The sequence below is a fragment of the Nostoc sp. FACHB-888 genome, from assembly GCF_014696655.1.
Taxonomy (GTDB): domain Bacteria; phylum Cyanobacteriota; class Cyanobacteriia; order Cyanobacteriales; family Nostocaceae; genus Nostoc.
Genome location: NZ_JACJQM010000017.1, coordinates 88364 through 100783 on the forward strand (window position 1 = coordinate 88364; position 12420 = coordinate 100783).

Annotated in this window: 9 protein-coding genes; all 9 read right to left on the reverse strand. The window is 40.9% G+C overall.

The window, feature by feature from the left end; translation table 11 throughout:
* Positions 1-248: 248 nt before the first annotated feature.
* Positions 249-1439, reverse strand: coding sequence for a PEP-CTERM sorting domain-containing protein (locus tag H6G26_RS13465; RefSeq protein ID WP_190729740.1), 1191 nt, complete (start codon positions 1437-1439; stop codon positions 249-251).
* A 114-nt stretch (positions 1440-1553) separates the two neighbouring features.
* The gene (locus H6G26_RS13470; protein ID WP_190729741.1) at positions 1554-1805 is read right to left on the reverse strand and encodes an antitoxin family protein; all 252 of its coding nucleotides are present in this window, start codon (positions 1803-1805) and stop codon (positions 1554-1556) included.
* A 259-nt stretch (positions 1806-2064) separates the two neighbouring features.
* Entirely contained in the window at positions 2065-2277 is a 213-nt protein-coding gene (locus tag H6G26_RS13475; RefSeq protein WP_190729742.1) for a hypothetical protein, read from the reverse strand.
* 114 nt (positions 2278-2391) lie between these two features.
* Complete coding sequence (locus H6G26_RS13480; RefSeq protein WP_347242462.1) at positions 2392-4386, reverse strand: HEAT repeat domain-containing protein; 1995 nt, start codon at positions 4384-4386, stop codon at positions 2392-2394.
* Between the two features lie 346 nt (positions 4387-4732).
* Complete coding sequence (locus H6G26_RS13485) at positions 4733-7768, reverse strand: hybrid sensor histidine kinase/response regulator (protein ID WP_190729743.1); 3036 nt, start codon at positions 7766-7768, stop codon at positions 4733-4735.
* Positions 7769-7991: 223 nt separating this feature from the next.
* Positions 7992-10307, reverse strand: a complete 2316-nt coding sequence (locus H6G26_RS13490) for a methyl-accepting chemotaxis protein (protein WP_190729744.1) — start codon at positions 10305-10307, stop codon at positions 7992-7994.
* A 60-nt stretch (positions 10308-10367) separates the two neighbouring features.
* A complete protein-coding gene (locus tag H6G26_RS13495) occupies positions 10368-10865 on the reverse strand; it encodes a chemotaxis protein CheW (protein ID WP_190729745.1) in 498 nt (165 codons plus the stop codon).
* A gap of 4 nt (positions 10866-10869) precedes the next feature.
* Complete coding sequence (locus H6G26_RS13500; RefSeq protein WP_012411883.1) at positions 10870-11247, reverse strand: response regulator; 378 nt, start codon at positions 11245-11247, stop codon at positions 10870-10872.
* Between the two features lie 63 nt (positions 11248-11310).
* Complete coding sequence (locus H6G26_RS13505; protein ID WP_190729746.1) at positions 11311-12378, reverse strand: response regulator; 1068 nt, start codon at positions 12376-12378, stop codon at positions 11311-11313.
* Between the last annotated feature and the right edge of the window lie 42 nt (positions 12379-12420).

The window sequence follows — 12420 nt, forward strand, 5'->3', positions numbered from 1 at the left end:
TCAGTGGTGAGTAAAGAGCTAACACTGATTTAATTGCGTTAGCGTAGCGGTAGCGACGTAGGAGCGTCATTGTGAATTCACAATTGCGAATTGGGTTGACTCAATGACTGCACGCTTGCGTACAAAAATCTTATCAATTAGTTTTACTAAACGGCAAATTATGTTCATATCAGCAGAGATTTTGGGATGTAATACCAATTCAAATAATGTTTGCGACACATTAATTAAAACTTTATTCTGAGAAGTAATTATACCTTCACCTTGCGAAATCCTGCTTGCTTTCTCTTCGCTAGCCAAGCCAAACTAACAGCAAGTATACTACCAGCGATCGCGCTTGGTTCGGGTACTCTTGTCAGCAAAATGTCACTGGCTGTAACAGTTATACTGCCTCCTGCTCCTGAATTATTATTACCAGCAGCGATCGCGCTTGGTTCATTGGGTACTGCAACTATGAAATCAGTATCAATATTTATGTTACCTCCTAGCCCTGAATTATTGCTATCACCAGCGATCGGGCTTGGTTGGGGCGCTCGTCTTAATAAAAGAAGATCGCTGACATTGAGACTGATGTTACCTCCTAAACCATTGCTGATTGACCCAGAATTGCTGTTGAGGGTGGCACCATCTCTTATGGAAAGGGTACTGGTTGTAATAGTTATGTCACCTCCAGCTCCCAAATTATTGCTACCAGCGTTAATTTGCTCAGAATTGCCGTTGACGGTGCTGGTGGGAATCGTTACCTGACTACCTGGATTACTCACGGAAATGCTATCGGTAGCTGTTACAGTTAAATTGCCTGCTGCTCCTGAATTGTTGCCACCACCCTTAATAGAGAGCCTACCAGTAGAGATAGTAAAATTGCCGCTAGAGGTAGTTAAATTGCCGCCGATGGTGATGCTATCGAGAGCCTTGACATTACTATTATCGCTTCCTGTTAGCCCACCATTGATCGCTAAATTTTCGCTGTTGATAGTGCTATTGATAAGTGTTAAGTTACCATCTATATTCACATTGCGGCCGCTGATGGTGCTATTGGTAAACGTTAGGTTACTAGAATTGTAAGCGTTGATATCACTAGCGATCGCTAGCCCAGAAAATGTAACATTGGCGGCGTTAATGTCAAACACTGGGAACTGATTATTGCCAGTGATGGTAAGTAAGTTAGCACCTAGGCCATTAATAGTGAGGTTTTTTGCGATTGCAAGTGCCCCACTCGTTAGGCTAATTGTACTAGGATGACTTTCCAATAAGAACTCTACCACGTCATTGCTAGTGGCCATGTTGATAGTATCTCGCAATGAGCCAACGCCACTATCATTGAGATTGTTAACCACCAAGGTAGCAGCTTGGGCTGATTCCACTTGCATTATTACCCAGCCCAGAGCAACGGCTGTGGAAATAGCTTGAGCGACAGCCTTTTTTCTATTGTTTTTTGTCACTTAAAACTCCGAGTATTAATTTGTCAAAGAATAAAAAACTTATTTGTACAATTACATAGATACATCATAATGTTTAAATTTAATTTGCAAAGGGGGTTTTGATAATTCGCAGATTCAAAACCTAATTGAAGAATTTTCAGAAGTCTTCTTCGGTGTACCACACAAATAATGATCGTGTTCGCTAGACCAATCCTCCGGTGCGTCAACAGTTCCCGCGATCGCTTCCAGCACATCCCAAGCATCCCCGCATGATGTTTCCTTCAACTCTTGAATTGTAATTACATAACGCGTGTTAGGTGCTAAATCTAAAGGAACATCTGGGCGCAAAACACCCCCGTCAAATACAACTGTTACTCTCTTGTTCATAAAAAACCTCTAAAACTTGTGCAGCAGTTGTGTGAGCCAATCTAAAGTACCCGAAGCTGACCCGATCGCGCTTCCACAATCATGATAATATAGTGCCGAAAATTGGCAGAAGCAAAATTGCACGTAGGCGTAGCCCATTGTAGAAATCGTTATTTGCGATCGTTTTAGAGGATGCTTTTAGCCTGTGGTAACGATCGCATAAGCGTTGTCACAAATAGATAAGCGTTCTTAACGAAACAACTTAATTGATAAGTTTTGTTTAAGCGTTGTGAACGAAGACATAAGTTTTGTCACAAAAACACAAGCATTCTGGACGAAACAACTTGTGTTCTGGACGAACGAACAAGTTTTCTGTAACAACGGATAAGCATTCTGGACGAAACAACTTGTATTCTGGACGAACGGACAAGTTTTCTGTAACAACGGATAAGCATTCTGAACCAAACAACTTGTGTTGTGGACGATCGCACAAGTTGTGGTAACGAAAACAACTTTATTCTTAACGTCCGCTTCTGTTTTGGTAACAAATTGACAAGCTGTTGTTATCGCGGCAACTTTCTTGGTAACGTCGCTGCCGCAAAAGTACTTAAATTATTCTTGTGAAGAGGATTTTGTTTAAGCTTCGCATCGCACGAGTTGCAAAATTATGCTGATGCCAAGCTTGATAGAAATCGGGGTAAGGCATATTTTGGGCGCATTCCCAGGCTAAATTGTAGTATTCATCATTTAATTGCCAATAACCACTTAAAGCTTTGACTACCTCAAAGCGATGCTGATTATTCTGTATAATTTCCCCTAAGCTTGATGCTGCCCGCTTATGGGTGAAGTCATCCACAGTAGTTGATTGCAGCAGTTGCATCAAGGCGGCGATTGCATCTTTATTGCCAGTGCCGATTTCCCCTAAGCTATATGCTGCCTGCCTACGGGTGTCGTCATCCACAGTAGTTGATTGCAGCAGTTCCGGCAAGGCGGCGATCGCAAATTCATTGTCTGGGTCGATTTTCCCTAAGCTATCTGCTGCCAGCCAACGGGTGTAGTTATCCACAGTAGTTGATTGCAGCAGTTGCACCAAGGCGGCGATCGCAAATTCATTGCCAGTGCCGATTTTCCCTAAGCTATCTGCTGCCAGCCTACGGGTGTCGTCATCCACAGTAGTTGATTGCAGCAGTTGCACCAAGGCGGCGATCGCAATTTCATTGCCAGTGCCGATTTCCCCTAAGCTATCTGCTGCCAGCCTACGGGTGTCGTCATCCACAGTAGTTGATTGCAGCAGTTCCAGCAAGGCGGCGATCGCTTTTGTGCGGTCTGTTTGTTGCAGTACTGACTTAGCTTCCTCTGTGATTACCAGATTAGCAATTGTCCACTTGACAATTTGTGCTATTATTTCATCTGCTTTAAAATAATCTCTAAATTCTGCAATTCCTGCGGCAGCTAAAAAATAGGCGCAATATTCATAAAATTTACAACATCCATCTTTAAAAGTAACTAAAGCATCGATAAACTGTTGCTTTTGCTGTTTGAGGTTTTCTTCTTCTCGTCCTAGCCAAAGTAATATTGTTTGCTTCCATTGCGGTTCAAATATGCGATAAGTTTCTTGACTGGGATTTTTAGGAACGTGGTTGAGAAAGAAATGCCAGTCATCAATCGGTTTAGCAGCAAAGTACTCCTGAAATGAGGCATGAAAGAAAGCATAAACAGGTTTTCTATTCGTATCTATCCCGACACAGTTTAGCCAACCGCGATTTAGTGCCAATTTCAGCAGCGAATTTTCATTATCAGCATGACCCAAAAACTGAGTAACAGAATCCTGCCGCAAGCGAAAACGGGTTTCTTCTTTATCTAATATTGCTGCTTTAGCTAATTCTCCCAGTTTGACATTAAGTTGCTGACGCTGTTTAGAGTTTGTTACAAATTCGGCTTTTTTCCACTTGTCGAAGTCATCAACAAATTGCTGATAGAGTCCCGCTTGAGTATCGGGTAATTTACCATCTCCCGACTGCCAATTTAAACACAGCAGCGTCAACTGCAAAGGATTTTTCACTAAATCCTGAATCCGTTCTTTACCTGATTTTTTTAACGCAGTACATAACTGTTTTCCAGTTTCAGGAATAGCAGCGAACCATTTGTGAATAAATCTCTCTACCTGTTCTGGATAAGAAAAATCTAAACTGCGATAGGTATCAAAATCATCAAGTGCATTAATGCTTCCATCCCACAAATTAACCCGACAGGTCAGCACAATTCGCACTTGAGAAATTAACCCCCCTTCACGAAATTGCCGTGCAATCTCTGTTAGAGGATTAGATGCGGACATTTCATCTAACCCATCTAACAACAGCCAGACATTATTTTGATTAAACAGAGCAACAAAATTATCCTTCAGTTGCTTAGTGGCTTCAGCTTTACCTATTTTCTCAGCTACCTGAGTCAACCAAGTTTCAAACAGATAAGATTTTAGTTCCTGACCTCGCAAATCTGCTAAAGATACCCAAATGACAATCGACTGATCAATCTCACGAGATACCCAATCAGCAATCTGCTGTAACAGTGTCGTCTTTCCTGCTCCTGGTTCGCCAATAATTGCAAAGTTGGGTTCTTAGTCGCCAGGAAGTACCGAATTGCAAAAATTCTTAATTAACCCTATTTTGGAAAATCCATTGTGGAGAGTGCGATCGCTTAAATCATACTAATTCTTTATGCGCGAACTAACGAAAAAGTCAAATTTTTAACCCACGGAGGTGGGTTTTGTTTGTGTAGCCGCGATTTATAATCGCCAGGGCTACCGCAAGGCGAAAGTCAAAAATCAAAAGTCAAAAGTCAAAATAAATACGCATAAGGGTTTCGTTGATTTACGCCGTGCTGTACTAGAGCGTTAGCCTTTGGCGTAACGCACGTTACAAAAATATCTGAAACATAGTTATGAATTATTAATTAGAAACCGCCTTTTCTGCCACATTACGAATTATTTCCTCCAGCGTTTGAAGTAATTCTTGCTCGTTATAAGGTTTAGAAAAATAAGCGCGTGCCCCCAATTGCATAGCTAATTGCCGATGTTTATTGCTGCTCCGAGAAGTCAGCATCGCAACTGGAATATTTTTTGTATCAACGTCGGAGTTTATCTTACCTAAAAAGCCATAACCATCAAGACGAGGCATTTCAATATCACAAATTACTGCCTCAACCCTCAATCCACTATGGAGTTTATCTAAAGCATCTTGACCGTCTTTAGCTTGCTCTACTTGATAGCCTCCTTTTTCAAGGGTCAAAGCTAAAAAGCGGCGAACATTAATTGAGTCATCTACGATTAAAATTGTGCCTTTCTGTTTAACAGTTGCTGCTGATATTTTGTTTTCATCAAATATCAAGAACGGTGTTTTTAACCTTGCTGATGGTAATTGGCTACCTTTATGAGTCCGCCGATTTGTAGCAATCCAATACAGCAATTCATTGACATTAACTAGTGGCACTACTCGACCATCACCAAGAACTGTGCAGTTGCTAAAGCCTTTCGGCAAAGGTATATTTCCCTCAACTTGGCGGATAGCAACTTCTTGTTCACCCCAGCAACGGTCTATTTGAATTGCTACTGACTGATTATTACCTTTGACTACTAACACGCTGTTAGCATTAATTGCTGCCGGAGCTTCTAACTCTTGGCTATCGTAGCGCACACAATTAAACTCTAAATAACGATTCAGGCGAATCAGTGGCAGCGTGGTTTCTTGCCAATTTATAACTTCACTACCTGCCATTTGAAAAACTCGCTCGTCTTGCAGTAAAGATATTTCTGAAATGACATCTGTGGAAAATGCCAACAGCATTTTGTTGATTTCTACCAACAGAACTCGTGCAACGGAAAGTGTAAATGGTACTGATAGTGTGAAGGTAGTACCAACTCCTGGTTCCGTATCAACTTTGACATCTCCTCGAATCAGTTTGAGGTTGTTACGAACTACATCCATGCCGACACCGCGACCAGATAATGTTGTAACTTGCTCGGAGGTGGTAAAACCTGGTTCAAAAATTAGTGATAATAGTTCTTCATCACTTGCATTAGCGAGTAGAGAAGCATCCAATCCCATAGCTAAGGCGCGGGTGCGAATTTTCTCCAGAGAAATGCCCCAACCATCATCACGGATGGTAATTAGGGTGCGATTACTGCGGTGAGTAGCTGTAATTTCAATCAATCCTTGTTCTGGTTTACCTAAAAGGCGACGGGTTCCAGGGTCTTCGATACCATGATCGAAAGCATTCCTTAAGAGATGCATTAAAGGATCATTTAACGCTTCTAAAATGCTACGTTCAATTAAAGTGTTACCACCTTCAATTTTTAACTGGACATTTTTCCCATACTCCACATTTAAATCACGTAAAGCTCTGGGAAAACGTTCGGTCAAATCAGACAGCGGCCGCATTCTGATGTGATTTAGTTTTGTCTGTAACTGTTTCGATGTTTTGTTGAGTTTACGAGCAATTTGGTCTGTATCATCTACACTGAGTTGGACATCAGTTGTAACTTCCTGTACCTGAACAATGGTTTCCATAACTTCCTGCGATCGCAGGTTAAATTCGTTATAGCGATCCATTTCTAAGGCATCAAATTCTGTGTTTGTATCCTGTATTTGGTGGCCATTCTCAGCTTGCACCTGCACGCCAGCAGAAGTAGCAGGTTGAGTGGAAATTTTGTCGTAGGCTGTACGTAAATCTTGGTTTTCTCGGTCAAGAATTTGGACTCGTTGGTTCAGGTTACGAACAAGTTTACGTAATCTTTCTATTTGTGAGTTTAATCCATTGCGCTGAACAATCAGTTCGCTAAATAAATCATTAATTTGCTCTAGTTGTTTGCTGGGAACTCGGACACTATTTTCATGATTTTCTCGCTCTTTAACAACGCCATTTGGCTCTCCTTTGCCTTCGCCAAATTTAGCATCTGGAGGATTATTTTCTCTAGTAAATATTGTATTTTGCTCTGTGACATTGACAGCATTGACATCATCGGCAAATTCTGCATCTAGAAATGTAAAATTAGCAGCGATACCTGCGATGGGCTGCGCCAGTGCTTCATGATTAGTCCAATTTTCGCTAGTGTTTTCTAGTTGCCAAACAGGTGTTGACACTACTTCTGTGTCTGCGGGGGGAAGCTGTGGTATTATTTCTGCTGGTAATAATAGCGGTGGCGTAGAACTACTATTGAAGTCAAGTTCTGTAGGTAAGTTATCTAGTTGATTTGTCAGCACCAAAGCTTGCGATCGCCGCCATGCTTGCAATGCTAACTGGGCAATTTCTGGAATGCGCGAGCTGCTAACCGTTTCTAATTGCTGCGTTACTGACTCACAAAGCTTGGTAAAAGCTGCCAACTGAAGCATTTCACCCAAACCGCCCAATTCAGCTGCCATGATCACAACTTCTTCATGCAAATCAGGTTGTTCGCTATCTGCCAATACAGCTTCTAGACGCTGCAAACACTCTTCTACTTCTGTGCCAAATAGCAAAGGGATAACGTCTTGCCCATCTTCTGGGGATAGCATGGATGAGGCATCCTCAGGGGTGGGGTCGCCCAAGCGATCGTGCAACTCATCAAAAATCGGGTAACAAAAGGTTGCTAACCACGCATCTTCAACAACATTTCCTTCTGCAAGTAATTCTACAATCTGACGCAGCCAGTCAACTCCAGATAGCAATAAACTTTGCAACTGAGTATCAATTTCTAAAGAATTTTTTTTAGTTTTTAAAACTTTAAAGGAATCTTCCAAACGGTGAGCTAAATGACTTAGCGATTTAAATCCCATCATCCCCGCGCCACCTTTGATAGAATGAGCGGCTCGGAGTGCAGCATTGATTTTATCTAAATCAATGCGGTTAGTAGTATCGATTTCCAACAATACCCCTTCTAAGGTATTCAAGTAATCAGTTGCTTCTTCCAGAAACTGCATCTGGATTTCTAATTCTTTGTCTTGTAACATAGTTTTTGTCCTTAGTCATTGGTCATTGATCATTGGTCATTAGTCATCAGTCATTAGTCATTAGTCATTGGTCATTGGTCATTGGTCATTAGTCATTGGTCATTAGTAAAAGGACAAAGGACAAATGATAAATCACAAGGGACAAATGACAAATGACAAGGGACAAATAATAAAAGTCATTGATCACTAGCAAATAGCAAAGGACAAATGACAAATGACAAACTTAACTAACTTTAAAAGCCTCGACAGTCTCTTGTAACTGATGAGAAATCTCCACAGTTTGTTGCAGAGATTCAGAAACTTGGCGAGAAGAATCGCTGGTGCGTTGTGATACAGCAGCGATATCTTTCATCAATTGGCTAACACTTTGCGATGTTTCAACCTGAGATGCAGTTGCAGTGGAAATTGACTGCACTAAAGAGTCAATTTGACGCGATACATCCAAAATTTCACTCAGACTTTCTTTAGCCTCCTCCACAATTCGAGTCCCTTCCACCACTTGAGTAGTTCCTATTTCCATCGCTTGTACCACTTCACTGGTTTCTCGTTGGATATTTTTAACAATGTATTCAATTTCTTGGGTTGCTGCGGCACTTCTAACTGCTAGTTCGCCGACTTCTTCAGCCACTACGGCAAAACCTTGACCTTCTTCACCCGCACGCGCTGCTTCAATACCGGCGTTAATAGCTAGTAAATTAGTTTGAATAGCGATTTGGTTAATCAAGGACACCACGCGAGAAATTTGTTGCGAAGATTCTCCCAAACGTTTCACTTTCTTAGCAGTTTCACCTACCGTTTCCCGCAAAGACAGGATGTTTTGTACTGTCAAATCCATCGCGTGTCCACTCTTGGTAGCTGTGTGAGCCGCGTGGTTGGCAACGAAAGCAGCTTTTTCGGCGCTTTCGGCTACAGATTTCATCGATTGGGTCATTTGGTCAACAGCATCAAGGGTGTGGTTGATTTCGGCAGCTTGGGTAAGTGCTTCTTCTGCTAGGTGGCGGATGGCTCCTTCGTTAGAGCCAATAGCAGTATTCACATGGGTAGCAGCTTGTTGAACTTGGGTAACAATATCCCGGAGGCTTTCTACAATAGAGTTGAAAAAGTCGGCAACAGTGCCGATTTCTCCAGCCGTCACATCTGCACGTACTGTCAAGTCGCCTCTGGCTGCACCTTCTACATCGTTAAGCAGTTGTAAAAGTTGCTGTTGCAGTGTTTCTTTTTGATGTCGTTCGTCGTCAGATCCGATTACTAGAACATTCCTAGATTGTTCTATCTCGTCGAGTTCCTGTTCCTTAACTAATACCTGCAATTGTTCAGCCATCTGGTTGATATTTGCACTCAATAAGCCTAATTCGTCTTCTCTTTCGATTTCCAGACGGGTATTGAATTTACCTTGACCAAGCTTTGCTAATGCCGCAGTCGCATTTAAAATTGGCTGTGTAGTAAGTTTAGCTAATCGAGATGCGATCGCACCCACAATTAATGCTGTCAGTGCTGTACCGATGGCTATAGTCCACAACAATTGTCTTTGTGGCTCAAATACAATTGCTGTATCTGTGGATAAAAGTACTTGCCAGTTTAAATCTGGTAAGCCATCTAACTTAGTGGCTGGTACGTAGCTGACTAGTTCTTGTTTTTTGTGAGTTTTGGGAACTTCTATAAAACTATTTACCTTTTTGGCTGCTACCAGTTTAGGTAAATTAGCATACTCTCCCTTTGCCTCTTTCCCCAATAATGCCTTTTGTGGACTCAAGAAAACTGTTCCCGAAGCATCGAGCAAATGATATTGTTGTCCATTGGCTACGTAGTTTTTCAAGATTTCCTCTAAAGATTTTACGGGCATACGTGCTTGTACCACGCCAATGGTTTGACCCGTCCTTGTTTCTTTAACGGGTGCAGCTATATAAATACTCACGACACCAGTATTTTTTGCTGTTTCGGGTTTGCTGATGACAGGAGTATCTTTTTGTAAAGCGTCTTGAAAATAAGTACGGTCTTTTTGGTTGTCCAGGGGTTCGCCTGTAGATTGGACAATCAAGTTACCTTGGCGATTAAAAACAGCAACGCTGTCATAGGCTTTGTAGGCTTCGACAACACGATTTAGGACTGCTTTTTTTTGTTGGTTGGTGGTATTGACACTAGCTTGGGGACTGGTTAAAAAAGGCAAACTTGATATTACCTGAATATCCCCGTAGCGTCCCAACATGAAACGGTTAACTTTATCACTTAAGCCACTGGCTTCAGCTTGTTGAGACTGGGTAATTTGCTTAGTAATTGATTTGTTTGCCAAGCTAAAAGCGATCGCGCCTATCCCCAATACTGGTATTGTACCGATTGCGATCGCTACAATAGTTGCTTTTCTAACCAATCCTAGCCTTGTAAAAGATGCAACAACTTGGTTTAGGGAAGAATTATTAGCCGTTTTACTAGTAGTGTTAGTTGGTAGCTTTACTCCACTACCAGTGATTTTTTGGGAGGAAATCAGCGAGGCTCGATTTTGAGCGCCACTACCTTGATTTGAGTTGGTTTTATTAAACATAAAATTAATTCTCCTAACTATGTGAATAAGAACACTAAAAATCCTTTTTAGTAGTACACCCTAATCACTGCGGAGAATAGAAGACTGAACAATTGCCAGTGCATCTAATACCAGTAATATTTCTTGTTGTTGCACAACGCACCCACATAAATAAGGAACTAAACTGGATGCCACTTGTCCTATAGGAGAATGAATATCATCAGGGATGAACTTGGTTGTACCTTTTATTTCTTGCACAACTAAACCTAATACTAATGATTCCACTTGGATAACGATCGCACTGTACTGTCGCAGTCGATAATCTAGAGATTCTAAATTGAGCATTCTTGGCAAATCAACTACCCAAATTATCCGACTTCGCCAATTCATTAATCCCAATATGCAAGAAGGCATATTAGGCATTGAGGTTACAGATTCAATAGGGACAATAACTGCTTCTTGCGTATGTTTCATTGATAAAACAGCAGCAGTCTGTTGATTTAGCTGAAACTTTAAATAACCATCTCCTAAATTAGTTTGCGTTGGTTTTAAAGGAAGTGTAATGTTTGCATTAGTCATTGATTCAAATTACCACTGATTTAATAGTACGTAGAAGATGTTCGCGGGTGTAAGGTTTAGTTATATAGGCATCTGCGCCTTGTCTCATCGCCCACAAACGGTCAATTTCTTGATTTTTAGAACTACAAATTACAATTGGCACTTTTGCAGTAATCGGATTTCTTCTCAGAGAACGACATAATTCAAATCCACTCATTTCTGGCATTACTACATCAGTAACAATCGCATCTGGTTTTTCTAAAACAGCTTTTTCTAAACCCTCTTTTGCACCACTTGCTTTAATTACGTTGTAACCACTTTCTTTGAGATAATGGCTCATTAATTCCAATTCGCTGGGAGAATCTTCTACAATTAGAATTGTGCCAAGCAAAGTCAGGCTCACTATATAAATCTCCTAAAAAAAATAAATTAAATATATTTTGTTATTTTTATTACCTTGTTTAAATCAACCAAGATGCTTAAAAACCATTTTTAACAATTCTGATTGTGTAAAAGGCTTAGTCAAATACCCTGATGATCTAACCATTTTAGCTTTTGCCCTGTCGATAAATCCTGTTCTACCAGTCACCATAATGATAGGTGTATTCTTAAAAGTTGAATGTTTCCGTAATAGAGAACATAGCTCGTACCCATCCAAGCTTGGCATCTCAACATCTAGTAAAATCAGATCAGGTTTACTCCGAATAATTTGCATTAAAGCTTTCACCGGATCATTGATCATCACAACTGAAAATGTGTTTTCATCCAAAAAATATTTAATAGAATTTAAAACCGTTTGGCTATCATCAATGCAGGCAATTGTATATAGTTTTTTGCCAACAGATGGTTGAATATTTTTATTATTCTCAGGAATATCGAAATTAATTGGTTTCGGTAATTTTTGCCCAAGTTTTATTTGCAGTTGTGGCTTAACTTGAGAAGGTTGTGTTGTAGATAAAACTTGTGAACCCCCACCAGCCGGAATTGATGATCGGATGTTTTGCCGATTTCGTAACTGCTTTTGACAGTATTCAACAAGTAACCGCAAATCCAGATGACAGAACTTTGGTAATTCATCCAAAAAGCTTTCTGGGCTGAATTCATAGCTACCTTCTTTTAAACACAGAAATAATTCCAGTACTTCTTTTGCCAATTCGTCTATCAGACTTGCTGCTTGCACCGAAGTGATATAGCCCTGATTTACTAACCAACAAATAGCTTGGTAATCTGCATTTGGTATTGCTTGATGTTCATTCTTCGCCTCAAACATCAGCCGCATTTGCACACGAGTGGCGCTGTTGAGGGCAGGAATTTGCTGGCTCAACCGTCGCAAGTGACTGTCAAGCCGCTCAAACAATTTATCTGAATAAGAGGCATAAGTAAGTTTACCGTCCTCTAGATAAATTGACCAAGAACCTATTCCAGTAAATATGCTTAAGCACCCTGTAGCACGCCGACTGGTTAATTGCGCCAACAGAGATAGCGGATGTAGTTTCTGGAACAACCTGTAGCTACCTATAGGAGTTGTGCTCATTTTGCTTTTACTTCAGCTAAATTCGATACGTGTAAACTAAAT